Source organism: Asticcacaulis benevestitus DSM 16100 = ATCC BAA-896, assembly GCF_000376105.1.
Classification (GTDB): domain Bacteria; phylum Pseudomonadota; class Alphaproteobacteria; order Caulobacterales; family Caulobacteraceae; genus Asticcacaulis; species Asticcacaulis benevestitus.
In genome coordinates this window covers 1-26827 of the sequence record NZ_AQWM01000023.1, presented here as the reverse complement: position 1 = coordinate 26827, position 26827 = coordinate 1, and the positions used below count along the sequence as shown (strand labels likewise).

Sequence of the window (26827 nt, the reverse complement as noted above, 5' to 3'; positions counted from 1 at the left end):
TTTTTGATGACTGAAATTCTAACAGAGAGATTGTTACTACGTCGGGCGCGACAGGACGATCTGTCCGATTTGCATCGCATCCTGTCAGATCCTGTGGCTACTCGTTACTGGTCAACACCGCCCCATGCGGATCGAGACGTAACCCAGACATGGCTTGATTCCATGATGGACACGACGAAGGGGCGTGATGATTTCGTCGTGGTATACGAAGGCCAGGTGATTGGTAAAATAGGTTGCTATCAACCGCCCGATCTCGGCTTTATTTTTTCTAAGGATGTATGGGGCAAGGGCCTCACACGTGAGGCAGCGCGCGCTTATATCGACCATGCCGCCAAAGGCTCGCTGACCTATCTGACAGCCGATGTCGATCCGCACAACGCCGTCTGTCTTGGCTTTCTGGCGCATCTCAGTTTCAAGACAACGGGCTTCGCTAGCCGGACGTGGCTTGTCGGTGATACATGGTGCGACAGTGTTTACCTGAGACGTGACCTCTAACCGACAAAACCGGCAGCACGGCGAATGCGATCATTGATCGCCTCGCCAACACCGTCTTCGGGTATAGGCGCGATTTCAATAACCGGCGGCGTGAAACGATCGGCCTCGCGCAAAGCCTTGAAGAGATTGGCGGCTGCTTCGTGCAGGTCGCGCGTGGCGCTTAACTGGATGACTAGGCCATCGTGTTCCACTGGGCCAAAAGCGAGATAGGCCGCGCCAACCGAAGGGTTTTCAACATTGATTTTTACCGGCGCATCGGGCGCATAGTGCAGCGCCATCCGACCCGGTGACCTATGCCCCTCGGCTTCATCCTGCGCCAATGCCCCGACAACGGCCTCAATCTGCGCTCGCGTCACGGCACCAGCGCGGAGGTAGCGCACGTCTCCTAGCAAACTGACAACGGTTGATTCCACGCCAACCTGACAATCGCCACCATCGGGCGATGCCTGCACAAAGGCGCCGGTTTCTTCAAAGGCATCACGTTGCGTGGTCGGACTCGGACGGCCGGAGCGGTTGGCCGAGGGCGCCACCACACCCGCGCCTAAACCGCGCAGGATATCCAGCGCCATCTTATGATCCGGCATCCGCAGGGCCACGCTGTCCAGGCCAGCGCGCGCCAGATCGCAGACCAACCCAGTATCGCGCACCGGCACGACAAGGGTCAGCGATCCCGGCCAGAAGGCCGCCGCAAGGGCGCGGGCGCGGTCATCAAAGATGCCAATGCGCTCAGCCAGCGCCATACCCCCCACATGGACGATAAGCGGATTGAAACGCGGCCGGCCCTTGGCCTCAAAAACCTTGATCACCGCTTCCGGATCGGATGCCGAAGCGCCCAGTCCATAAACCGTCTCCGTCGGCAGATGGATCAGGCCGCCCTCACGCAGGGCACGGACAGCCGCGTCTACAACACTCATTTAGACGCTTTAGCTTTCAGGCTGATGGCGACCGACACCTTGGCCGGGATGGAATCCGTGGCCGCCCATTCGCCAGACCCGACGCCGAACGCCGTGCGATCGAGATCAACATTGCCAGACATAGTCGCGATATCGTTCTTGATGGTCAGGGTGAAGGGCAGGCTCAGAGGCTGCGTTTTGCCGTGAAGGGTCAGCTTGCCCTTGGCGACAAAATGCGTCGCATCTTTTTTGGTAAAGCTTGCCGCTTCAAAGACAGCCTTTGGCGTGCTGGCGATATTGAAGAAGGACGCGCTCTTCAGCGTGCCGTCTCGGTCATTATCCCCGGAAGTAACCGAGGCGAGATCAATCGTCACCTTGACGCGGGACTTATCGAGTTGCTCCGGATCAAAGGCGATATTGGCGCTATAGGCGCTGAATCCACCGTTGATCGCTTCGCCCGAAAACGTCGTTGAGAAGGCGATCCTGGTGGCGGACTTGTCAACGCTCCAGGTCGTGATCGCCGCCGCTTCCGGTGAGGCCGATGCCGATTGAGAGTCCGAAGCGGACTGCGAGGCCGCAGCTTCCGCGGACGCGCTGGCATCTGTCACTTCTGCAGGCGGCGCAGCGGGTTCGCCGGTTTCCAGTGGCGTGCCGCGCATGATGCCGAAACCGAGGGCTACGGCCAGCCCCACAACGCCGATTGGCAGCAGCCAGCGATAATTCAGGATCGGGCGAGGTTTCAGGCCAGGCACCATATGCTCAACCACCGTATCCTTGTCGACGAACTGGTGCTTGAGTGCGGCCAGAACATGCAGCGGGATCATGGCATAGAACAGCAGCTTGGCGATCAGACCGTGCGCCGCCTCGAAGGTTTCATGCGCATCGTGCGTCTGGGGCACCGGCAGATGCGGCCACGCTATGCCGAAGAAAGGAATTTCACGTGCCGATGTGGAGACCATCAGCCAACCCGACAGCGGCAAGGCGATCATGACAACGTAGAACGCGACGTGCAGGGCTTGCGCCGCCAGGGCCTGCCATTTTGGCATCGGCGGTTCGGGCGGCGCTTTGTAGGCGAAACGCAAACCGATGCGAAGAAAGGTCAGCAGGAAAATCAGGATACCGATCGACTTGTGCAGGTTGGCGCGATTGAACAGCAACGTGTCCTTGTCTTCGAAACGCCAGCCCAGGAACACCATGAACAGGATCATAAAGGCCATCAGCCAATGGATATAGCGGCTGTAGCGATTATAGCTGGTCGGGGTCAGGTCACTCATGTGGGCACTCTCCTCAGATAAAGCCTGCATACACCAAGGGCACTAGGACGTCATGCGAAAATATATGTAACAGACCCACGTACAATTCAAGCGCTCGCCGCAATTTAAAAGTTGACGTTCACGTAAATTAAACTTGCGACACTTCCCTTACCGTCATAAACTAGGCGAAAATACAGGGACTCGCCATGACCTACCGCCCGAGCATCAAAGACATCACCTTCTGCCTCGATCATGTGATCGGCATGTCGGACAGCTACAACACCTCCGCCTTCCCGGATTTCGACGAATCCCTGCGCGACGCCGTGCTGGACGCCGCCGGTCAATTGGCCGGTGATGTGCTGGCGCCGCTGAATCGGGTCGGTGACCTGAATGGTACAAATCTTGATGGTGATCGCGTGGTGGTCGCGCCGGGCTTCCTCGACGCCATCAAGGCCTATGCCGAAGGCGGCTGGTATGGCCTGGCGGCCGATCCGGCCTTTGGCGGACAAGGCCTGCCCAAAATGCTCGAACAGGCCTGTTTCGACATGTTCCACGGCGCCAACATGGCCTTCACCCTGCTGCCGACGCTTAGTCAGGGCTCGATCGAAGCCATCCACGCCCACGGATCGCAAGCGCAGAAGGATCTCTTCCTGCCCAAACTGATCTCAGGCGTTTGGTGCGGCACCATGAACCTGACCGAGCCCAGCGCCGGTTCCGATTTGGCGGCGCTCACCACGAAAGCTGAACCCAATGGCGACGGCACCTATGCCATCACTGGCCAGAAGATCTTTATCACGTGGGGCGAGCACGACGGCGCCGCCAATATCATCCATTTGGTGCTGGCGCGCCTGCCCGACGCCCCCAAAGGCACGCGTGGCATCTCGCTTTTCCTCTGCCCTAAATACCTGCTCGATTCAGAAGGCAATAAGGGCGCGCGCAACACGGTCAAGTGCGTCGGGCTGGAGCACAAACTCGGTATCCATGCCTCGCCGACCTGCGTTATGTCGTTTGAAGGCGCGCAAGCTGAACTGATCGGCCCGCCCAATGGTGGCCTCGCCGCCATGTTCACGATGATGAACGCCGCGCGCCTCGCCGTCGGTTTTGAGGGTGTCGGTCTGGCGGATGCGGCCTGGCAAAAAGCGCAGGCCTATGCGCTTGATCGCCGTCAGGGCAAGTCGCTAATCACCGGTCAGGACTATGCGCCGATCTATGATCATCCCGATGTCCGCCTGATGCTGGCCCTGATGAAGGCCAAGCTAGAGGCCGCCCGCGCCATCTGCATGGCCACGGCCGCGGCCATCGACGCCGCCAAGGTGGATGAAGACAACGCCCGCCACAAACGCCGTGAGGATTTCCTCGTCCCCATCGCCAAGGCGTGGAGCACGGATCGCGCTGTCGAGGTCGCTTCCCTCGGCGTTCAAGTCCATGGCGGCATGGGCTTCATCGAAGAGACCGGCGCGGCGCAATATTACCGTGACGCCCGCATAGCCCCGATCTACGAAGGCACCAACGGTATTCAGGCCGCCGATCTGGTCGGGCGCAAGCTCGGCAGCGATGGCGTGGCGGCGCGCGAACTCGAAGCCGATATTCGTTCCTTCCTGGAAATCAATGCCCTGAAAGCCGATTTTAAAGCGGAATTCGAGCTTCTACATGCTGCCGTCACCGCCTTCTCGGTGGCCTCAGATCATCTGCTGACGCAAAAGACCAACGCACCGCTCGATGTTGCGACCGGCGCCACCACCTATCTCCAGCTCAGCGGCGATCTGATCGGCGGCTGGCTTCTGCTCAAAGGGGCCCTGGTGGCGCAAAGCCAGTTGGCGACGGGCGATGCCGCGTGGCTGAATGACCGCATCAAGCTTGCACGCCTGTTCTGCGCTCATACGCTCAGCCACGCACCGGCGCACCTCGCCGCCATCAAGTCCGGGTATGGCGCCCTTGACGGTCTGACGCTCAGCCTCGATTAAGTTTCGATTAATTTGAGGGCGTTTCGCCGATCGGACCGCCCTCGCCTTCGGACGGCCGGGCATTGGTGCGGCGGGTCATGTCCTGCGTATCCGTGGTCGGGCCGCCCGGCGTGCGCATCGGCGCCGGCGCAGTCGGCAGCAGGTTAACCGAAGGATGCGCGCCTGTGGCTTGCGCCTTCAGCATGATATTGATGGTCTCGCGCACAAAGATGGCGTCGGTCACCACACCCAGTTCCAGGCGCTGATTGTCGTCCTCGACCTGCTTGATCAGCACGCCGGCGATAAAGGTGTGGCCCTTGCCGCCCTGGCTGGTCATGAAGACCGGACCACCGGAATTGCCCGGCACGGCCGTCAGGTCGATAAGGAAGGTCGGATAGGTGCTAGAAGGCGAGATTGGATAGGAGGCCAGGCGTCCTGCGCGCAGGATCGGGAAGCCTGCCACATTGGCCGAAAGCCCATGCGGATAGCCCAGCGTCACCATCTCATCGCCGGCCACCACGCGCTCGTTAATAAAGGTGGTGTCGTCAGCCAGCCAACTGGCGGGAATGGCAGAATCACGCAACGATTCCGGCACATTGACCGGAATGACGGCGATATCTTGCGCCGGATGCTGATACCAGACCGGCCCCGTGGCCGAGCGAATGGTCATGTTGGACGGGACATAGCTCCAGTTGCCCTTGGCGCCCTGAACGCGCCAACCGATACGCACATCGGCCGCCGGCATTTTCTCAAAAACATGGGCGGCTGTGACCAGCACGATCTGCGTCGTGCCATCGGCCTTTGGCACCGAAATCAGGAAGCCCGTGCCGACCATGCGCTTGGCCTCGCTGATCGGCTGATCGATCTGGACGGTGGCCTTGATCAGCGCCACGGTCAGGTCAACATCCATCATCACCCATATCCCCCATTTTCGGCTCTCGAAACCCTAAAGCCATTTGACGGCATTTCCGGATTGGGTCAATCCTCTACCCCAATCTCGCGCGGCAAAGGCCCTTTCCAATCTGTCAGGCGAAGTCAGCCATGAAAAGCCGTCCCGACCGCAGAACTTTCATTTTGACCTCGCTTGGTGCCAGTTTTATGACCCAGGCTGGTTTTGCCGCCACACCTTCCGAGACGCTCAAGGAGCCTCCATTGCCCGCACCCGCAAAAGCCGCCGCCCAGCCTGTCGCGCCCTCCCCCGCCCGCAAGCCGTTTGAAATCGACCAACTGGGCCACAAGCGCATCGATCCTTACCACTGGATAAAGGACGATAACTGGCAGGCCGTGCTGCGCGATCCCGGCTTGATCCGTGCCGACATCAAGGCCGCCCTGATCGAGGAAAACGCCTACAGCGCTGCCATGCTGGAAAGCACAAAGGGCTTGCAGGACGAGATTTTCAACGAGATGAAGGGACGCATCAAGGAAGACGACGCCTCGGTGCCGACCGCGGATGGCCCGTGGGAATATTATTCGCGCTTCGAAAAAGGTGCCCAGCACCCGATTATCGCCCGCCGTCCACGCACCAAGGGCGCCTTCGAGGCTGCTATTCCATCTACCGAAGACACCCGAGAGCAAGAGCAGATCCTGCTCAATGAGGACGAACGCGCCAAGACAAGCGACTTTTACGAAACCTCCGACGCCCAGCACAGCCCCGACCATACGCTTTTCGCCTGGGGCGAGGACACGCAAGGCTCGGAATATTACAAGGTTTACGTCAGGGATCTGGCCACCGGCGACATCCTGCCCAACCCGATTGAGAACTGCGACGGCGGTTTCACCTTCTCGCCCGATTCCAAGTACATCTTCTGGACCTGGCGCGATGAAAACTCTCGCCCAGCCAAGGTTTATCGCCGACTGGCCAGAGGTGGCAAGGATGTGCTCGTTTATGATGAAAAGGACGACGGCTTCTTCCTGAGCATCGGCACGCTCAGTTCCGACGCCTTCATCAGCATCGGCGCCGGTAATCACGAGACCTCGGAAACCTGGCTCATCCCCGCCGCCACGCCCGAAGCCTGGCCTTTCGTGGTCGAACCGCGTCATGAAGGCATCCAGTACGATATCGACCACTGGGATGACCGCTTTATCATTCGCACCAATGCCGACGACGCTATTGATTTCAAGCTGATGGTTTCGACCGCCGACAAACCTGCCCGCGCCACCTGGAGCGATCTGGTACCGCACCATCCGGGCATCTATGTCACCGGTTCCGGCGTCTACAAGCGCCACATGATCCGTGTTGAACGCGAAAACGCCAATACGCGCATCGTTATCACGCGTAAGGCCGATATGACCGAGCACTTCATCAACGTTGCTGAGGAGGCTTATGCCCTCGGCGCTTCGGGTGGTTATGAGTACGACACCGACATTATCCGCTACACCTACACCTCGCCGACCACACCGGCCCAGACGCTCGATTACAATATGGAGACGCGCGACAAGGTGCTGCGCAAGACGCAGATCATCCCGTCCGGTCACAATCCAAAGGACTATATCGCCCGCCGGCTCTATGCCACCGCGCCCGATGGCCAGCAGGTGCCAATCACCGCCCTTATGAGGGCAGACACCAAGCTCGATGGCTCCGCCCCGTTGTTACTGTATGGCTATGGCTCCTATGGTATGCCAATGGACCCCGGCTTCTCGATCCGTAGTCTGAGCCTCGTCAATCGCGGCTGGGTCTACGCCATCGCCCATATCCGCGGCGGCTCGGAAAAGGGCTACGGCTGGTTCCTCGATGGCCGCAAATATAAGAAAATGAACACCTTTACCGATTTCATCGCCTGCGCCGAAAGCCTGTGTGACGCCGGTTACGGCACACGAGGCAAGATTGTCGCCTATGGCGGATCGGCCGGCGGCATGCTGATGGGCGCGGTCACCAACCTGCGTCCCGATCTTTGGGCCGGCGTTATCGGGGCCGTACCGTTTGTCGACGTGCTCAACACTATGAGTGACACCTCCCTGCCCCTCACCCCGCCGGAATGGCCGGAATGGGGCAACCCGCTGGAAGACGAAGAGGCCTATAACTACATTGCCTCCTATTCGCCTTACGACAACATCAGCGCCCTGGCCTATCCGCCGGTGCTGGCCACGGGGGGCTTGAGCGATACGCGCGTCACCTATTGGGAGCCGATGAAGTGGATCGCCGCCCTGCGCGAAAAATCCACCTCTGGCGCACCGATGCTGCTCAAGATCAATATGGAGGCCGGTCATGGTGGCGCCTCCGGCCGCTTCGATTTCCTTAAAGAAATTGCCTTCGACTATGCCTTCGCTATTTGGGCGCAGGAACAACAGGCTTAGACATGATCGATATACGTCCGGCGACGGAAGACGACTTCACCGCCATCACCACGATCTATGCCTGGAACGTCGATAACGGCACCGGTACCTTCGCGCTCGAAGCCCCGTCGCGCGAGGAGATGTTCGCCAGTTTTCATCACGTCACGGGCTTGCGCCTGCCTTACCTTGTGGCGGTCGAAGGGGAGGAAGTGCTGGGCTATGCCTATGCCGCTCCCTTCCGCACACGACCAGCCTATAAGTATGGTGTCGAGGACAGCATCTATCTTGCGCCGCAAGCTACCGGCCGCGGCCTTGGCAAGGCGCTGCTGCAAAGACTGATGGACCTTTGCACCGAACGCGGTCTCTACAGCATGATCGCGGTGATTGGTGACAGCGACAATCTCGCCTCCATCGCCGTTCATCGTTCGCTCGGTTTCGAACCTACCGGCCATCTGCCGCGCGCTGGCTTCAAGTTCGGGCGCTGGCTCGATGTCGTCTTCATGACCCGCGACCTCCTGCCTTTCACACTGACACCGGAAGGGGATGGTTGGGACGACTTACCGCCCCAATCGAGATAACGCCGTTCACTTTATAGTAGTGCTTTTGTGGAATAATATCAGGGAAAGTAACAGCTTACCTGAGTTTGTGCATGTCCGTTCTACACCCCCACCGCAAGTCTTCCTCCATCGGTTTTATCGGTTTCGTCGGTCTGCTCGTTCTGGGGGCGGTCGTGACCACCAAGGCCCGCGCCGACAGTTTCGAGACCGGCGCCGTCCTGACGACGGAAGTCAATTCTGTCGTCAAGGGCGGCCTCAATGTCGGCAGCAGTTCGCTCAGCAACCTCGACCTGACGGCCCATTGGCAGGGCGATAACGGATGGGAAGCCTTCGGCTACGTGCTGGGCGATTTCGGCGATGACTTTTCGGCCAATCGCGTCGGCGACGTGCAGGTGACGTCCAATATCGATTGTCCGGATGGCTGGCGACTGTTCGAGGCCTACGGCAAAAAGAACTTTGGCGACGACCGCGGTTATGTCATGGCCGGCCTCATCAATCTCAACGGCATTTTCGATGTCCAGGACAATGCGAGCGCTTTTCTCAATGCCTCGCACGGCATCGGCATAGACTATTCGCAAACCGGTCCGTCCATCTTCCCGACCACCGGTCTTGGTCTTGTCGGCGAATGGCATTTAAGTGCGCATCAGTCGGTGCGCGCCGGGGTGTTCGATGGCGTGCCGGGCGATCCCTACGACACTACGAAGTTCGTCTATATCAAGCTGTCCGCCGAAGAAGGCAGCCATCTGATCGGCGAATACCAGTATGATTTCAAGGGCGGTTTCGTGAAACTGGGTGCCTGGAAAAACACAGCGACGCTCGATCGCCTGGACGGCACCAACACCTCCAAGGATAATAGCGGGGCGTACGTCCAGCTCGGCTTTACGCTTACACAAGAAGCGTCTGAAAGCGATCAGGGCCTGAAAGGTTGGGTCCGTGCCGGCACCGCCAATGACGAACTCATGGCCATAGCCGACTATATCGGCGGCGGTCTGGTCTATACCGGCCCGCTCAAAGACCATGATACCGACCAACTGGGCTTCGCTATCGCGGCCGCACATTTCGGCGCGCCCTATCAGGCGTCTGTCGGCGAATCCCTGAAGCGCGAAGTCACTTATGAACTGACCTATCGCTGGGAAATCCACGGCGACCTGTCGATCCAGCCCGACGTCCAATATGTTCAGAATCCGTTCGGTCGCAGCGATATAGATGACGCCCTGGTCGTCGGCGTCCGGATGAAAGCCGAGCTTCGGTGACGCCTTAAGGGAGCGCTATTGCACCGCTGGCGACGCGTTAAGCGGCGGAAATAAGTTGATCGGCACCACGTTTGATCGCCAGATTTAGAGCCACAGTGGCTAAAGACGAGCCATTCGTCTGAAAAACGTCTCGCTCACCAGGGCGGTTACGCGACAGACGTGTGGCTATAAAGACGATTAAATCAAAATATTATCCCGCACATACATTTTGCCTCAATTTTATAACATTTTGCTTTCCTTTTGGTGAAATTTGCTTTCTGTTGGAAGGGTATGCGTAAGTAAAGAACATCATTCACACATCTGATGGAGCCGAGACATGCTTAAACCCCACACCCGGGTTCTGATGGCGATTGTCGCCTGCTTAGCTGCCAGTTTTATAGGAACGCTCACAGCACAGGCAAGGCCCACCGGCTATAAACATTATGAACTGGGCGATTTGAAAACGCCGACTCCGGATCCGGTATCGGGCGGCCTGCTACTCATGGGTGGTGGCGATCGAAACATCGATGCCATGAAGTGGTTTTTCGCCAAGGCCGGACATGGTCATATCGTTATCCTGAGCGCGGCTTACGGTCCCGAAATCGGCAAGGAATTCAAGCGCGAGGTCGGTGGCATCCTTTCCGCGGAAACCTTCGTGTTCAAGACTCGCGACGCGGCCTACGATCCGAAAGTCATTGACGCCCTGAAGCGCGCGGATGGCATCTTCATCTCAGGCGGTGACCAGTCGGACTATGTCAAAATGTGGCGCGGTACGCCGGTCGCTGACATTATGGACGCACATGTCTTGGCCGGAAAGCCGCTCGCCGGCACCAGCGCGGGTCTCGCGATGTTGGGGGAAATGCTCTATGGCTGCATGGACAGCACCAGCCTGACCTCACCTGAAGGTCTGGCGGATCCTTTTAGCGCCCGTAACACGATCGAAGGCGATTTCCTCCATCTCACCCTGCTCAAGGGTGTGCTGACCGACACCCATTTCAAGGAACGCGACCGACTGGGCCGACTGTTTGCGTTTCTGGCCAAGGCGCAACTCGGTCGACCGGCCAACGCCCCCCCGTTATTGGGCCTTGGCGTCGACGAAAGTGCGGCCCTCGCCGTCGAACCGGACGGTACAGCACGCATCTATGCCACTGAGGCAGACGGCGGCGCCTGGCTGGTGGATGGCGCCTCATTGCGCGTACCCAACAAGCCCGGTCCGCTGGAAGTGCCCCGCATCCATGTTATCGGCATTGGTCACCAATCCCTGCTTCATCTGCCCGAGGGCAAGGTCGAGCGTCCGTCTTTTGATCGCTACTACTCTGTCAGCGGCGGAAAGATGGTTCTTTCGAGCGATGAGGCCGTAGCACCATGATGGCCCTGCCTTTGCACGTCTTTTCGCGTTCCGCCATGCTGAGAGGGTCCGGGCTCGCCGCCGCGGCATTTCTTCTGTTAGGCGCCCCCGCAGGAGCCTCTACCCTGATTACAGGCGCCATGGTCTATGACGGTTCCGGCGCCCCTGCCAGGCAGGAATCTGTGAGGGTTGAGAATGATCGCATAGTCGCCATCGGCAAACTGCGCCCCCACAAAGGGGAAACCGTGATCGAGGCGAAGGGGCTGGCACTGGCGCCTGGCTTCATCGACAGCCACAGCCATCATGATCGCGGCGATTACGCGGACCGCGCCATGCCGCAGTTATTGGCGGAGGGCGTAACGACGATTGTTGTCGGTCAGGACGGCGAGAGTTCGGGCGCTTTTGCCGACATTTCGAAGCAATTCACGACGCGCCCCGCAGCGGTGAACGTGGCGGCCTATACCGGCCATGGATATCTGCGGTCTCAGGTGATGGGCCAGAATTACAAAAGGGTGGCCACCGTGTCGGAGATACAGGCAATGCAAAGCCTGCTCGACCTGGACATGAAGGCCGGATCTCTCGGGCTCTCGACGGGCCTGGAATATGATCCCGGCATCTACTCAAACCACGACGAAGTGGTGGCACTGGCCCAAACGGCGGCCGACGACGGTGGCCGCTACATCAGCCATATGCGTAGCGAAGACACGGCTTTCGATGCGGCGCTTGATGAGTTGCTCGACATAGGGGCAAAGACCGGCATCCCGGTCCAGATTTCCCATCTCAAGCTGGGAATCGTCGATCGCTGGGGCGACGCCAAGGCTGTGCTGGCCAAACTCGACGCCGCGCGTGCGCGCGGCATCAAGGTCACGGCCGACGTCTACCCCTACGAATATTGGCAGTCGACCCTGACGGTCTTGTTTCCCAAGCGCGATTTCACCGATCTTTCGGCAGCGCGCTTCGCCCTGACCCACCTCACAACGCCTGAGGGCATGCGGCTTGGCGTCTACGCGCCCGCCCCGTCATTGGTGGGGCATACCATCGCCGAGATCTCGGTGCAGCGACACGAGGAGCCGGCCGCCACCTACCTCTGGCTGATCCAGACCGCTGAGGCCTGGAGATCGGCCCACCCCGGCATAGAACCTGTCGAAGCGGTGATCGGCACGGCGATGGCTCCGGAAGATGTCGCTGACTTCATTGCCTGGCCTTACAGCAATCTCTGTTCGGACGGGATGATCGTTTCGCGCCATCCGCGCGGCGCCGGCGCCTTTGCCAAGATGCTGCGGGTTTACGTTCGAGAGCAGCACCGGCTCACCTTGCCCGAGGCGATCCGCAAGATGACCTCGCTGGCGGCGGAGAATGTCGGCCTGAAGGGACGTGGCCTGATCCGTCCGGGCTACAAGGCCGATCTGGTGTTGTTTGATCCCGATCAGATCGCAGACCGCGCCACGGTGGAGGCTCCGGGCGCCCTGGCCGTCGGTGTTTCCGATGTGATGGTGAATGGCGTGCTGGTGTATCGCAAGGCTCAGACGACCGGCAACTATCCCGGAGAGTTTCTGAAGCGGGAGGGGCAATAATGCAGAGACGATCCTTTCTGGCGGGGGTGACGGGGCTCACTGCGCTAACGGCGGTGCGCGCCGCTGCCGCGCCGGTTCTCTCCGCCAACAATTCTGGCCTGACCCTGGAACAGGCCAGACGCCGCAACGGCTGGATTGAAATCGACGCCGATGCGTTCGAGGCCAATATCGACACTGTTAATGGCTTGCTCGGTCATGTGCGCCTTTGCGCCGTCATGAAGGCGGATGCCTATGGCAACGGTATCGCGCTTTTGATGCCATCCATCATTAAGAAGCGCATCAGCGATGTCGCCATCACGTCCAATGATGAAGCCCGGGTCGCCCGCGAACTCGGCTATCAGGGCCGTCTGATCCGGGTGCGCACGGCAACACCTGACGAGATGCAGGATGGACTGCCCTTCGCCATAGAAGAGTTGATCGGCAATCCTGATTCCGCCGCCTTCCTTCAGGCCCTGGCAAAAAGGCAGACTAGGCCAGCCAGCCTGCCCGTACATCTGGCGCTCAACAGCGGTGGTATGTCACGAAACGGCGTGGAGCTTTCCACGGACTATGGCCAAAGTGATGCACGGAGTGTCATCTCATGTGACAAACTTCGGATAGCGGGCGCCATGACCCACTATCCCAGTGAGGACGCTGCCGACATTCTTGGTCAGTTGCAACATTATCATGCTGATCTGGCCTGGCTGAACGCTCAGGGCGTGAAGTCCGGCAAGCTGACGCGCCACACGGCGAACAGCTTTGCGACCCTGGAGCACCGGGACACATGGCTGGACATGGTGCGCGTCGGCGGGCTTCTCTACGGCGATCCTGGTTCTGTAAAGACAAATGCCTATCTCCCCACCATGACGATCAAGTCCCGGGTTGCCGCGATCAACCATTATCCGGCAGGCCAGACAGTCAACTATGACCGCACCTATCGGCTGGCACGGGAAAGCTGGCTCGCCAATATTCCGCTCGGTTATTCGGACGGCTACCGGCGCGGTTTCAGCCATGCCAACAGAGCCGAATTTCCTGCCGAAGGCCGGAACCATACCGAGGTACTGATCGGCGGCCGGCGGTTCCCCGTCGTTGGACGGGTGACAATGAACACCATGATGGTCGATGTGACCGACCGAACGAATGCGCTGCATCTGGACGATGAGGTCGTGCTCTTCGGCGCGCAAGGCAACGAGCGCATCACCCAGGCTGAATTCGAAGCCAACGGTTCGGCCTATGGCCCTGAGATGCTCGGCATATTGGGTGCCGCCTTGCCCCGTGTGCTTAAACCAAGTGCGCTTGCCAAAGACGACACACGACCTGCCACTTGATCAACTGAGATTTAGCCTTGGCCATGCGGGCTTGGCGCTGCGTTTGCTATGACGCGTCACATAGCTGTAACAGGCGCGGCCTAAAGCTTCCATTTTCTATCCAAGGAAGTCCATGTCCCGTTTGATGATCGCGCTGGTGGGCGCTTCCCTGATGGCCATGACGGCCCACGCTGAAGAGCGCCAGTGGCTGGCCGGCGATCACCATGTCCACAGCCGCTATTCCGGCCGCTACAAAGACGGCGTCTACACACTGGGCACAGATGGCATCTATCCCATGGCCAGGAATGCCGAGATGGCGCGCACCTATGGCCTGTCATGGATGGCGGCGATCGATCACGGCGGCCTTAACTTGTCAAAGCAGCGCTTCGAACAGACCTGGCCGGAACTGGTGGCGGCGCGGGTCTCCGTGCCTGAGGTCATTCAGTTCTACGGCATGGAACTAGACACACCCGGCGGTGACCACGCCAGCCTGATCATGCCGCTGGACAGCCGGGAGCGCGAGACCTTGCGCCATCTGGAGAGCGCCTACGCCAAGGACGAGGTCGATGATCCCGCGCGCGACACCACGGCGAAGATGCTCAACATGCTGCACGAGATGCGCACACTGACACCCGAAGCGCTGGTGATCGCCAACCATCCGTCGCGTTCCGCCAATGGCCTGACCGACTATAACGGCCATACGCCAGCCGAACTGCGCGCCTGGAATGATACTGCGCCGGAAATCGCCGTCGGCATGGAAGGCGCGCCCGGCCATCAGGGCACATCGCTCAAACCGGGCATCACACCGGAAACCCTGCGCAAACGCGGTTACTACGTCAAATCACCAACCTTCGGCGGCTTCGATGCCATGACCGCCACAGTCGGTGGCGTCTGGGACGGTCTGCTGAGCGAAGGCCGGCGCTTCTGGATCACAGCGTCGTCGGATTCGCACCGCAATATCGCCGATGGCGGCGAAGATTTCTGGCCCGGTCAATACGCCAAGACCTGGGTTCTGGCACGCCGCACGCCCCAGGATATTCTGGACGGTCTGCGCCATGGCCGGGTTTTCGTCACCACCGGCGATCTGGTCAGCGAACTGAATATGAATGCCTCCGGTGCCGATATCGGCGGCACGGCCAAGGTCAAGCCTGGCCAGACAGTAACGGTGAAGGTCCGCCTGCGCGATCCGGCCGGTAGCAACGCCCATGGTGATAAGCCGGCCCTGAAGCGCGTCGACCTGATCATGGGCGATATCACCGGGAAGCCCGCTGACAGCCATCCGACCACCCGCGTGGTCAGGTGTTTTACGTCTGCCGACTGGCAACAGAACGGCGAGATCATCACGCTTAGCTACAGCTTCACGGCCCGCAGAAGCGTTTATATCCGCCTGCGCGGCACATCGACCGACGAACAGGAACCAAAGGAAGATCCGATCGGCGAAAACCCTTGGCCCGACCTGTGGGTCTACGCCAATCCGGTGTTTATAGAGGTGAAATAGGCCGTCAGACGGCGGATCGCCTCTTCGATCTCCGGCGTCGAGACCGCGAAGCTGAAGCGGATGAAGTGGCGGCCCTCGTCCGGATCGAAATCGACGCCGGGCGCGGTGGCCACGCCCGTTTCCAGCAGCAAGCGCTTGCAGAATTCCAGACTGTCGTCTGTCAGGTGGATGATGCTGGCATAGACGTAAAATGCGCCATCGGGCGGCGCGATGGTGGTCAGGCCCATCGCCGGCAGAGCCGCCAACAACAGCTCGCGGTTACGGGTATAGACAGCGACATGGCCCTGTAATTCGTCATGGCTGTCAAGTGCCGCCACACCGGCGTGCTGGCTGAGCGAAGGCGCGGTGAGGAACAGGTTGCCGACAAAGGCGCGGGCACGATGCACATGGTGTTTCGGCACCAGCAGCCAGCCCAACCGCCAGCCCACCATGCTGAAATATTTGGAGAAACTGTTGACCACCAGTGCTTCGGGCGCGAATTCGAGCATGGAATGCGCCGGTCCGACATAGCTCAGACCATGGTAAATCTCATCGGAAATGATGCGGATGCCGCGCGCACGGCAGACTTCGGCGATCGCCGCCAGTTCATCCGCCGGCAGGATGGTGCCCGTCGGATTGGCCGGACTGGCTATGATCACACCATCCGGCGCCGGATCGAGCGCGGCCAGGCTTTCGGCGGTAAGCTGGAAGCGCATGGCAGCGTCGCACGGGATTTCGACCGGCTGCAGATGCAGCGCCTTGAGTGAATTGCGATAGGCGACATAGCCGGGACGCGCCAAGGCGACGCGCTGACCGGGCGAAAAGCTGGAGATCAGCGCCAGCACCAGCGCCGGCGAGGCGCCGCAGGTCAGGATAAACTGTTCGGGCTCGACGTTGACGCCGTAGGTATCAAGATAGTGCCGCGCCAGACGCTGCTTTAGCTCCGGGCTCTCCCAGTAGCCAAGACCATCGCTATCGAGCACCTCATGTGCCACCTTGATGGCGGCCTGCGGCGCGCCGGTCGAGGGCTGGCCGAATTCCATATGAATGATCGAGCGGCCTTCGGCCTTCAGGCTGTGCGCCAGACGGCTGATCTCGATGGCGCGGAACGGGTCGATGTCACTTTGCATCCTGACTGATTAGGCCAAGTGTTCACGCATCTCCAGACAAAAAAACTCCTCCTGTCACCAGGAGGAGTTTCTTTCAGTCAGGTTTTGAATCTTAGAACTGCAGGTTCGCTCCGACGAAGACGGTGCGGCCGCTGGTGGTGGAATTCCACAGGCGACGGGCGCCGGCTTCGCCATAACCGTTGTTGAAGCTGTTGTACTGTTCTTCGCGCTCGTCCGTCAGGTTGATCGCATCGATGGTCAGGCGGATCTTCGGCGTGACCTGATAGAAGGCCGCGGCGTCGATATACTGGGTCGAGTTGAAACCTCCGCTGTCGATCGTGTAGTCCGAGCGGAAGTTCGACGATACGCGCGCGCCCCATGTCGAAGTTTCATAATAAAGCGTCACGTTATGGTTGACGTCCGACATGCCATAGATCGGGCTCTTGCTTGGGCCACTACCCGTCTCCGAGTCGATAAAGGTGGCGTTGGCCACCACGCCCATATTGTTGAACGGCGCCGGCAGGAAGAAGAAGTCGGTCTGGGCGCTGACTTCCAGACCGTTCAGTTTGGCGCTGGTCAGGTTGATCGGACGGGTATACTCGTTGACATTTGTCGTCTGAACCACACCCGATGCCAGATTATCAGCCAGTCCCGTAACCGAATAAGGCACATTTTTCAGGGTTTGAGTGACGATAAAGCCATCGATTTTTTTGTGGAATACACCGGCGGTGATCATGCCGACGCGCCCGAAGTACCATTCTCCCGACAGGTCGAACTCATCCGAAGTATAGGGGGTCAGGTTAGGATTGCCGGTCGTGACCTTGACGAAACCGTTGTCGTCGCTGACCGAGCCATTCAGAGCATATGACCCAAGGGACGGACGGTTGATGTTTTGTGCCGCGGCGGCCCGGATCTGGAAGTTGTCGGAGATTTCCAGCACAGCGTTAAACGCTGGCAAGGTGCCGGAATAGGTTTGCTGAGAAACGGCAGGCACGCTCTTGGTCTTGCCCGGATTAGCCTTATCGGGCACGTTCATGAAGCCCGATGTGGTCAGTTCTGTCTCATAACCGCGCACGCCGGCATTTCCGCGCAAGGTCTTGCCAAAGAGGCTCGTACGCCAGTCGAGTTGCAGGTAGGCGGCGCTGGTGTCTTCTTTGACCTCATAAGCCGAAGAGTTGACTCGGTTCACCGTGCGCGTGACGTCGTAATAGTCGAGCGCCTTGTCCCAGTCGACGATCAGCCACGACTGGTCTTTATGCTGGTCGAAAATCTTATAATAGGCATTGACCTTGTCGTCGGGCCCGGTGCCCCAGGTGCCGTTTTCCCATTCGGCCTTTTTCACGTCGTCGTTGGTGTACTGAACACCGGAATTGGTAAAGCCGCGATAAGAAGCGCCGGCCTTCAGGGTCAGGTTGTCACTAAAGGCGTAGGCGCCATTGAGTTCAGCGTTTTCCAGTTCAGTGGTCTGGTAGGTGGATGAGAAGTCAATTTCGTGGGCGCGGTAGTTGTTCGGGTCGGTCGTATCCCACTTGTAGGTGTTGTGCGCCTCGTAGGAACTGACGCGGTAGTCGGTGATCAGGCCTCCAAACGCTTCGGTGTAGAACTTGTCCGAGATGGGGATATCGTAGTCGGAGGTTTCCTTGCCGATGTGACCATCGATGGTCAGCTTGTCGGTCGGCTTCCACTCACCGGTCAGCACCACCTGGTTAAAGGTGCTTTCAGTTTCCTGACGACGGGTCTCAGTGGCAAAAACAGTGTTGTTAACGTCAGCATAGATAACCGAATTGTACTTGTCATACTGGATCGACACCAGGCTGGGCGCGGCAAAAGCCGAGGCCGGCTTACCGGAATGCGCCATCGACGTGCCGAGGATGGTCGAGCCGACCGAACCGCGTGTCGCCAGATGGTTTTCGCTGCGGTCGTTGGTGAACTTACCATAGAGGCCATCAAGCGTCAGGGTCAGGGTCTCGACGGGGCGCCATTGCAGGGCCGTGGTCAGGCCGAGGCGCTCCTGATCGGAACCCCAGACCGACAGACGGTTGCCGCGCTGGAAGATCAGTTCGCCGTTCATCGCCTTGGCCCGATCGGCCGCGCTCAGATTGGCGACGTTGGCGGCCGTGGCTTTCTGGGTGCCGGCGCCATAGGTGTTGTAACCCTGCTCTTCGGTCTTGCGTTTACCATAGGCCAGCGAGACGAGGATACCGAACTTGTCATTCCAGTTATAAGAATACATACCGGCGACGCGCGGCTGGAAATCCTTAGTCGACGAGTTGGTGCCGCCCTGCAGCGAAAAGGCCGCCTTCTGGCCCCTGTAGTTGAAAGGCTTCGACGTATAGAGGCCGACCGTGCCGGCCATGCCGCCTTCGTCCTGCTCAGCCGAGAACGACTTATTGACATCAACGCGGCTGAAAAGATCGGAAGCAAAGATATTGAAGTCAAAGGCGCGGTCGCGCGAGGTCTGGCCACGGCTGTCCATCGGCGAGTCGACATTGCCAAGCACTTCCATGCCGTTCAGTTGCACGCGGGTGAAATCAGGACCGAGACCGCGCAAGCTTACGCGGCGGCCTTCGCCACCTTCGCGGTTGATCGCCACGCCCGGCAGGCGCTGCAGCGATTCCGCCAGGTTGAGATCGGGGAACTTGGCCATGTCTTCCGCCACGATGCTGTCGGCGGTGATATTGGACTCTTTTTTGAGTTTGCGCGCCATGCCGAGCGACTTGCGGAAGCCACGCACCACGACCTCCTGGATGGCCTCATCGGCGGGTGCCGAGACGGCGGCGTCAGCCTCCTGCGCCTGGGTGGCGGTGGACAGCATGGACAGCATGGACAGGCTCATGGCGCCGAGGGCTACGCCCGTCAGAAGCCATTTGTTATGATTTGACATAGATTGAACTCCAAAAAGCCGCCAAGGGGAGGTTTGGCGGGATGGAGCGCGGTTAGGTGTCGTTTGTGAAACCTGCTTGGCAGTTTTGTAACGGTTTTGCAGCCGCAAGGGTTTTTATAACCAGCGGCACAACTTTGAATTTATAAGTCGACATAACGGCCACAGGTTACCGCTCATATCGCCTTTGTCATAACGTCACGATCAGGTGCTATGGCGGACCATCACTGTTCCGGAGACTCTCATGCGCCTGCCCCTTTTCCTGATTCTTGGTCTCATGGCTCAGTCTGCCGTGGCGCAGCCGCTGGAGCCCACAGCTCCCAAGGGCCTGCATGTGAACGACCTGCAAGTGGTCGGCACGCACAACAGCTACAAGGTGGCTATCCCCGGACTCGAGCTGGCGATGATCCGCGCCAAGTCGGAAGATGGTGCGAAATCGCTCGATTACGGCCACGCGCCACTGGCGCAACAGCTTGATCTCGGCATGCGCCAGCTCGAAATCGACTTCCTTTACGATCCCGAAGGCGGTCGCTACGCCCACCCGCTTCTGCCGCAAAAGAGCGGCGTAGCCTATGATGCCACCGGCATGGATAAGCCGGGCTTCAAGGTTCTGCATATGCCCGATGTCGATGTGCGCAGCCATTGCGCCACCTTCATCCTCTGCCTGACGCAAATCCGCGCCTGGTCGGATGCCCACCCAGATCATGTGCCAATCCTGATCATGATGAACGCGAAGGACGGCAAGGCCAGCACGGACGGCGGCGTCACGCCCCTGCCCTATGATGCCGCCGCCTTCGATGCGCTCGACGCAGAAATCCGTTCGGTCTTCGGCCCGGACAAGCTGATTACGCCCGATGATGTGCGTGGCACGGCCAAAACCTTGCGCGCCGGCGTTCTGGCCGGCGGCTGGCCCACGCTGGAAGCAGCGCGCGGCAAGGTCTTCTTTGCGCTCGATGAAGGGCCGGCCAAGGTGGCGGTCTATATGCGGGGCCATGCCTCGCTCGAAGGCCTGCCGATCTTCGTCAACGCCATCAGCGAGGACGCCGACCACGCCGCTTACCTCACGCTCAATGACCCGGTGAAACAGTTCGACCGCATCCAGGCCGACGTGAGGGCCGGCTTTATCGTCCGCACGCGCGCTGACGATTCCACCACCGAGGCCCGCAGCAACGACCATACCCGCTTTGAAATGGCGCTGGCCTCGGGTGCGCAATATATCTCAACCGACTACCCGACACCGCGCACTGACTTCAGCCCTTATGTCGTAGCCTTGCCGACCGATGCCCCCGCCAGGCGCAATCCGCTGCGCTGAGTTCACGCGGTTACGCTTGCTTTTTAAAAGCCGCTCCACGTAAAACAGGGCATGGCCTCCAAAACCACGCTCAATGCCAAAAACCTCGAAACGCTTGGCGCCGCACACCTCGCCGAGCTTTTGATGGATATCAGCGAAGGCAATGCCAACGCCAAACGGCGGCTGCGCCTTGAACTGGCTGGCAACGAGAGCCCTGGCAAGCTGACCAACGAGATCCGCAAACGTTTGATGGCCATAGGCGCTGCCACCGCGAATGTCGGCTGGCGCAGCCTGAAAGGCTTTCGCGGTGATCTGAACACGCAGCGCCGGTTGATTGCCGAGCAGGTGCTGACCGCCTCGCCCCAGGACGCCGCCGAGTTAATATGGCAGTTCATCGCTCTGGGCGATGCGGTGATCGAGCGCACCAGCGACGCTTCCGGCGGCGTGGTCGAGGTATTCCAAGAGGCCTGCCAGAATGCGAGCGCCATCGTCCAGGCGGGTAAACCCGATATCGAACGCCTGCTGTATCAGATCACGTTATCCCAGATAAACAACACCTACGGCCAGAATGATCAGATCATCGCCCTGCTGACGCCGAACCTTGACCGGGACCAACTCACGCAGTTGCGCGGTAGAATCATGGCGGCGGCAAAGGAGCCCGTAGCGACGTCCACGGCAAAACCAAGAACGGCCAAGCGCTGGCGCAAGCGTGTGCTGGCCGCGTCGGAAAGCCTGCGCAAACGGACCCGCGCCGAATCCGTGCGTGTTGCCCTGCTGGCTATCGCCGACGCGGCGGGCGATGTCGACGCCTTCATCGCCCTCATGAGCGATGCCTATGTACCGGCTACAGCCGCGCAGATCGCTAACCGCCTGCTAAAAGCCGAACGCCCTCACGACGCGCTCAAGGCATTAGATGGCGCTCGACAAGGTCGCGGTCTGCCGCCGGCCGAATGGGCGGACGCGCGCCTGCAAACCCTGGAGGCGCTGGACCGCAAAGATGAGGCGCAAGTCTTGCGGCTGGAACGATTCCGCCAGACGCTTGACGGCGGCTACCTGCGCGCCTACCTGAAACGCCTGCCCGATTTCGATGATATCGAAGCTGAGGACGAGGCACTAGACGGATCCAAAGACTTCCCGGATGCCAATGCCGCGCTTGATCTGCTGGTCCGCTGGCCCTCGCTGGAACGCGCGGCGCAACTCGTGATCAATCGCCTGTCCGAGATGGACGGTAACAGCGCCGAAGCCATGACCTTTGCCGCCGACCGGCTGTCGTCACGCTATCCGATGGCCGCCCTGCTGCTGCACCGGCAGATCGTTGAAGCCAGCCTGATATCGTTCAGCGAACCGTCCCACACCGCCGCCGGCCTCACCTATCTGGAGGCTGAAAGCCTGGCGCGCCATATCGATGATTTCGGACGTTTTGATACACATGAGGCATGGTTCAAAAAGCTCGGCAACCTCTATGGCCGCCGCACCGCGTTCTGGAAAGCACTGCCCTGACAATCCTCGAAGAGCGAGTTGGGTAAAAAAACAAGTCAACCAGGTGCGTATCCGCCTGAAGCCCGCTGCCGCTTCCAGGATGCAACTTATTTCAAGAGCTTTCCACCAGCATCTCGTCGGCTTTCGACACGAACATCCAGCCGAGGACATCCTGATCGAGCATGTTTCGCTTCGTGCACTCGGTCACGCATGTACCGCGCCGGCGCCTAGGCTCAGCCATTCCCTTGCCAGCGAGCGCTCGAATTGCTTTTACGGCCGGACGGGAGATCCATTTATATTGCTTCTCTCTGCATTTGGCATTGGCGGGCGATATTGGGCTTTTAGGTTTTGAAATAGCGCATAAACCCGACACCACCAATCCACGGCAATACGCAAGACAGTGATAATGGGCGATCGTGCAAATGAACTGCAAAAGCTTTGCCCCGCCCAATACGTCAGACTTTATAGTTACAGTTAAGACGGACAAATTTGTCAAATTCCTAAGCCAAGCCGGACACCCCTCAAGGAAAGCCGCCGCCCGCACCAGGCACATGACACAGCGTCAAAAGGCATAGATGCAATTTCAATAAATTGATATTATTAATTTATCTTCCAAACTCACCGACCCCACACCCGCCAGAATGCGGTACAATATGACCATAACCTGCTTTCGTGGCAAATTTGGCACGACCATTTGATTTTTATATGTCAGCTATAACCCGGGTTGTGAATTTTATTTTACGGCCTTATAGTCTGACATAACACTCGGCCGATTTCAGATTCACCGGGTGCAAAAAGGCCCTCAGAGCCTGACCAACAGGAAATTCGCCTAAACAAAATTGCCGAATGGCAAGGGAAGAGGATACCAGGATGAAATTGGGAAATTTGCTCAGCACTTCCGCGTTCGAAATGCCGGGAATGCCAACACATTATTTTAAGCGCTCACTGCAATTTGGCTCGGCGTCAATCTTGGCGCTTGTATTGGCTACGGGCGGTGCCTATGCCCAGCAGGCTGCTCCCACAGACGTGGCCAATACGGACGAAACTGTCGTCGTGGTTACGGGGTCACGCCTGATCAGAACGAATGAAAAATCACCGACGCCGATCACGGCGATAACCACGGATCAGTTGTCTCAGACGACACCCAGCGACATTCCCGATGCGCTGACCAAGCTACCGCAAATCATCGGCGGTCGCACGCCGCGCAACCAGGGTAATGGCGCCAACAATAACGGCGGCAACGTCCTTGCCCTGCGCAACTTCGGGCCATCGCGCACACTCGTTCTTTTCAACGGCCACCGCGTCGCGCCCAACAACCAGGACGGAACGGTCAATGTCGACGTTCTTCCGCAAATCCTGATGAAGCGTGTTGATATCGTCACCGGTGGCGCCTCGGCCGTCTATGGATCGGATGCCGTGTCGGGGGTGATCAACTTTGTCATCGACGAAAACTTTAATGGCTTCAAATATAAAGTCGATACCGGCATTTCCGGCTATGGTGATGGCCGTCAAAATTCTGTCGCAGCGGCTTGGGGTAAGGAACTTTTTGACGGGCGGGGGCATTTTGAAACCTCCTTCCGCTACCGCAACCAAGACAAGATCCTCAATACGGATCGTCCTTATGCCAGGGATGGACAGGTTTGGTTTCTGACAGGTAATGGATCGGTCTCGAATCCCTTTACCAATACGCCCTATGCCCGCGTTAACAACCAGCCAATGACCGGCGTTGTAAACTGCGGCTCAGCCTGTGCGCTCAATGGCTACACCGTCACCTCGCCCGGAAATTTTGGCCCGCTGACGCGCGGTATACCTACGGGAAGCGGCACAATTGATAGCGGCGGCAACGGCGGTTACGTGAAATTCGGCACCTTCCGCTCAGGTCTTGAGATGAAAGAATCCTTTAGCCGGTTTGACTATGATTTTTCTGATAATGTGCATGGTTATGCTCAGATCAGCGTTGCTGAAGCCGACATCTCGTCGGATTGGGTCAATACGGTTGTGAGCTCGTCCGGGGCGGGACGTCCAAGCACGATCTTTGCCAACAATCCGTATCTGTCAACCACATCTCAAGCGGCCTTGGGTGCCGGCATAACCTGCGGCACGCCTGCGGCAGCCGGCTATCGCTGCTTGCCGGGAACCCCGCTGACAGCCCAAAACAGGTTTAGCTATGATGGCACGCTCATGCCAGGTGCGACCACGCCACCGCCGCCAGGCGTACCTTACCTTTCTGTCCCTTCCTATATCTGGAACAAGATCGATGGTCAGGATGCCGGTCCACAAGGCCGCGTCTATAAGACCCTATCGAACCAAAAAAGCTTGAACTTTGAAACCGGTCTCAGGGGAAAGCTGGGTAATTTTGACTGGGATGTCTACTATAGCAACAGCTCAAGCGAACTGACGGTCTCGAACCCAAACAACCAACGCAATGACAGGTTCTTGGCTTCGCTTGATGCGGTTATCGCGCCTCCGGGCACGATGGTAAATGGTGTAAATGTCAGCGGCACAATCGTCTGCTGGGTTTCGACCCAGGCTGCGTATGCCTCGCGCTATCCAGGCTGCGTCCCGACCAATATCGTCGATCCGAACGGCCCATCGGCGGCGTCATATGATTATCTTGTTCAGGAAACTCACTGGACCCTGAAACAGACCATGCAAAACTTCGGGGGCTCCATCGGCGGCGGTCTGGGTTTCGGACTTCCGGCGGGTGAGATCAGAGGCGCGGCTTCGGCAGATATCCGTTACCAGACCTACGAGATGACCACCAATGCGCTGGCGACGGATTTCGTCGATTGTACCGGTCTTCGTTTGTGCTTGGCTACCGGGAGTTCTGCAGGCGTGGGTGCAGCACCGGCATTGTGGATTCAAAACGTCAACAACCCGGTTGATGCGAAGAACAACGTTTACGAAGCCGCCCTTGAGTTCACCATTCCTTTGTTGAAGGACTTGCCCCTTGTTGAGGACCTGACCTTGGCAACCGCTGGCCGTTATACCAAGTATTCAACCTTTGATGCCGTTCATTCCTGGAAGTTGGGTCTTGATTGGCATCTGAATAAGACCTTCCACGTTCGTGGCACACAGTCGGTCGACATTCGGGCGCCCAACCTGAACGATCTTTACCAACCGGCTGGTATTTCGGCGTCCACTTTCTCGGATTTCTTGACGGGCCTGAACCAAAATACACAGTTTCAAGTCTCGGGTAATCCAAACCTGACACCTGAAATTGCACGCACGACAACTCTTGGTGTCGTCTTTACGCCAAGCTTTATCCGTAACTTTAACCTGTCGTTTGATTACTACAAAACGGATATGAAAGACGCCATCACGAATATCAGCTACAATAGTGCGGCGATCCAAAACCTGTGTCTCGCTAGCGCGCCGACCTATACGTCAAACTTCTGTTCCCTGGCTGTGCGCCCCATTACCGATCCATCGGATCCGAACTACAAGACTGCGGCGAACTTCCCGACAAAAATCTTCAGTTCCCCTCTTAATGCGGCAAGCTCAACGATCAGTGGTTATGATGTCGAGGCAAACTATACCTGGAGCATGCAAGATGTCGTGTCTTGGTTGCCAGGTCGCTTTACTGCGCGAACCTTGATAAGCGTCCAACCCACCAATACAACAATCAATATTCCTGGAACCGCCGAGCAATGGGCATTCCAACCTGAATACAGGCAGACGACCTTCTTGTCCTATGTCAACGGCGACTGGACAGTGGCCATTCAGGATCAATATTTAGGTAAGGCAAGAATGGCGACCAGCGACCCCGCAGTGGTCAGCAATAATCAAAACTATGTCATTCCTTACCTGCCTTCGATGAATGTCGTCGATCTAACGATCAGCAAGTCGTTCGACTTCCTGTCAGGCAAGAGCGAAGCCTATATCAACATCAGCAATCTTGGCGATACACGCGCACCACTACTGCCAGGCGCTGGTGTCCCAGGTCTAACCTACCCAACGGCGGGCTTCCATGACGATATGGGTCGCTACATTACGGTCGGCCTGAAAGGCAAATTCTAACAAATATTACCAGACCGAAGGTCACAACAACTACCCCCGTCTCCCAAGCAACTCAGTTCGCCCCGCAGTCTTGCGGGGCGACGCTTTTTGCTGTCCTTCGAAGAAAGACAAAAGGGCGATACAATCTCGTGAAGTCGTCAATCCCTGCTATCATTGTAACGACGTAAAGCCGATGCGCCCGGAAAAGCCCCTGTTTCAACACTTCACTGGCTATTTGAGAAACTACGGCTTGATGACACTACCTATGGGCCTGTCTTGAGAGCCCCGCCGTCGAGGCCGAATGAGCACGCCCAGGCATAGCGCTTCTGACCGGCGAGATAGCCTGCTGGTCGCACCGCCAGGATGCTGCCTATGTCGATAAGCTGGACCCGTACATGGAGGATGGCATCGCCTTGCTTCGTCTGGCCCGTGATGCCCGCCAAATCTTTGAGAACTTAGGTGGACCCCGTCAGTTGGACAGAAAGTGGGCTGACTTAAGATAGAGAGTCTTGCCGGTTAATTGTCGCTGGCGATTTTGCCAGAATGTCGGTGTTTCAGGCTACCATCTTTCCTTGATCGATTGAATCCCTTTCTTGCTGTTGAGGCTGTGGGGATGTGTGTAACGCGCTTGCGTTATGCACATATCCACAGGCGCGGCCCGCTTCAAAAATTTGCCTCGGGGTCTTGTAGTCGAGAGCCTGGTGCTTTCTCTGGTCGTTATAAAACGTCAGCCACAT

The 26827-nt window shown here is 58.5% G+C and carries 19 protein-coding genes; 12 read left to right on the top strand and 7 right to left on the bottom strand.

Features of this window, described 5'->3' with window-relative positions; translation table 11 throughout:
- Positions 1–6: 6 nt before the first annotated feature.
- Entirely contained in the window at positions 7–495 is a 489-nt protein-coding gene (locus B060_RS0117300; RefSeq protein WP_026172932.1) for a GNAT family N-acetyltransferase, read from the top strand.
- Here B060_RS0117300 and B060_RS0117295 read toward each other — a convergent pair.
- Both B060_RS0117295 and B060_RS0117290 read right to left on the bottom strand, forming a co-directional pair.
- On the bottom strand, positions 492–1409 hold the full coding sequence (locus B060_RS0117295; RefSeq protein WP_018083062.1) for an L-threonylcarbamoyladenylate synthase: 918 nt from the start codon (positions 1407–1409) through the stop codon (positions 492–494). The genes B060_RS0117300 and B060_RS0117295 overlap by 4 nt on opposite strands.
- A complete protein-coding gene (locus B060_RS0117290) occupies positions 1406–2662 on the bottom strand; it encodes a YceI family protein (RefSeq protein ID WP_018083061.1) in 1257 nt (418 codons plus the stop codon). Before B060_RS0117290 ends, B060_RS0117295 begins: the two co-directional genes overlap by 4 nt.
- A gap of 185 nt (positions 2663–2847) precedes the next feature.
- Here B060_RS0117290 and B060_RS0117285 point away from each other — a divergent pair, with 185 nt between their 5' ends.
- Positions 2848–4605, top strand: coding sequence for an acyl-CoA dehydrogenase family protein (locus B060_RS0117285; protein ID WP_018083060.1), 1758 nt, complete (start codon positions 2848–2850; stop codon positions 4603–4605).
- Between the two features lie 7 nt (positions 4606–4612).
- Here B060_RS0117285 and B060_RS25030 read toward each other — a convergent pair whose 3' ends face one another.
- The gene (locus tag B060_RS25030) at positions 4613–5497 is read right to left on the bottom strand and encodes a S1 family peptidase (protein WP_018083059.1); all 885 of its coding nucleotides are present in this window, start codon (positions 5495–5497) and stop codon (positions 4613–4615) included.
- A gap of 128 nt (positions 5498–5625) precedes the next feature.
- Between B060_RS25030 and B060_RS0117275 the strand changes: the two genes are divergently transcribed.
- The 7 genes from B060_RS0117275 to B060_RS0117245 all read left to right on the top strand — a co-directional run bounded on the left by B060_RS0117275 (position 5626) and on the right by B060_RS0117245 (position 15352).
- Positions 5626–7878 (top strand): S9 family peptidase, encoded by a 2253-nt coding sequence (locus B060_RS0117275; protein WP_018083058.1) that lies wholly within the window; start codon positions 5626–5628, stop codon positions 7876–7878.
- Positions 7879–7880: 2 nt separating this feature from the next.
- Positions 7881–8435, top strand: coding sequence for a GNAT family N-acetyltransferase (locus tag B060_RS0117270; protein ID WP_018083057.1), 555 nt, complete (start codon positions 7881–7883; stop codon positions 8433–8435).
- A 71-nt stretch (positions 8436–8506) separates the two neighbouring features.
- Positions 8507–9667 (top strand): carbohydrate porin, encoded by a 1161-nt coding sequence (locus tag B060_RS0117265; protein ID WP_018083056.1) that lies wholly within the window; start codon positions 8507–8509, stop codon positions 9665–9667.
- Between the two features lie 316 nt (positions 9668–9983).
- On the top strand, positions 9984–11015 hold the full coding sequence (locus B060_RS0117260; RefSeq protein ID WP_018083055.1) for a cyanophycinase: 1032 nt from the start codon (positions 9984–9986) through the stop codon (positions 11013–11015).
- Positions 11012–12568 (top strand): N-acyl-D-amino-acid deacylase family protein, encoded by a 1557-nt coding sequence (locus B060_RS0117255; RefSeq protein WP_018083054.1) that lies wholly within the window; start codon positions 11012–11014, stop codon positions 12566–12568. The genes B060_RS0117260 and B060_RS0117255 overlap by 4 nt, the downstream gene beginning before the upstream one ends.
- Positions 12568–13875: an alanine racemase gene (gene alr / locus B060_RS25025; protein WP_018083053.1), complete on the top strand. Its 1308-nt coding sequence runs from the start codon at positions 12568–12570 to the stop codon at positions 13873–13875. Before B060_RS0117255 ends, alr begins: the two co-directional genes overlap by 1 nt.
- A gap of 112 nt (positions 13876–13987) precedes the next feature.
- Positions 13988–15352, top strand: a complete 1365-nt coding sequence (locus B060_RS0117245) for a CehA/McbA family metallohydrolase domain-containing protein (RefSeq protein WP_018083052.1) — start codon at positions 13988–13990, stop codon at positions 15350–15352.
- Here B060_RS0117245 and B060_RS0117240 read toward each other — a convergent pair.
- On the bottom strand, positions 15319–16461 hold the full coding sequence (locus B060_RS0117240) for an aminotransferase class I/II-fold pyridoxal phosphate-dependent enzyme (protein WP_018083051.1): 1143 nt from the start codon (positions 16459–16461) through the stop codon (positions 15319–15321). The two genes, B060_RS0117245 and B060_RS0117240, sit on opposite strands and share 34 nt — an antisense overlap.
- Before the next feature lie 91 nt (positions 16462–16552).
- On the bottom strand, positions 16553–19324 hold the full coding sequence (locus B060_RS0117235) for a TonB-dependent receptor (protein WP_018083050.1): 2772 nt from the start codon (positions 19322–19324) through the stop codon (positions 16553–16555).
- Between the two features lie 241 nt (positions 19325–19565).
- Here B060_RS0117235 and B060_RS0117230 point away from each other — a divergent pair, with 241 nt between their 5' ends.
- From B060_RS0117230 to B060_RS0117215, 3 genes are all read left to right on the top strand, one after another.
- Positions 19566–20633: a phosphatidylinositol-specific phospholipase C1-like protein gene (locus tag B060_RS0117230; protein WP_018083049.1), complete on the top strand. Its 1068-nt coding sequence runs from the start codon at positions 19566–19568 to the stop codon at positions 20631–20633.
- Between the two features lie 51 nt (positions 20634–20684).
- Positions 20685–22112 (top strand): DUF6880 family protein, encoded by a 1428-nt coding sequence (locus tag B060_RS0117225; protein WP_018083048.1) that lies wholly within the window; start codon positions 20685–20687, stop codon positions 22110–22112.
- Positions 22113–22961: 849 nt separating this feature from the next.
- Positions 22962–26111, top strand: a complete 3150-nt coding sequence (locus B060_RS0117215) for a TonB-dependent receptor domain-containing protein (RefSeq protein ID WP_236621637.1) — start codon at positions 22962–22964, stop codon at positions 26109–26111.
- Between the two features lie 242 nt (positions 26112–26353).
- On the opposite strand, the gene B060_RS0117210 is transcribed toward B060_RS0117215, so the two are convergent.
- Both B060_RS0117210 and B060_RS27770 read right to left on the bottom strand, forming a co-directional pair.
- The gene (locus tag B060_RS0117210; RefSeq protein WP_018083045.1) at positions 26354–26533 is read right to left on the bottom strand and encodes a hypothetical protein; all 180 of its coding nucleotides are present in this window, start codon (positions 26531–26533) and stop codon (positions 26354–26356) included.
- A gap of 111 nt (positions 26534–26644) precedes the next feature.
- Positions 26645–26827 (bottom strand): hypothetical protein (locus B060_RS27770; protein ID WP_040401859.1); only part of this gene is annotated, 183 nt, incomplete at its 5' end.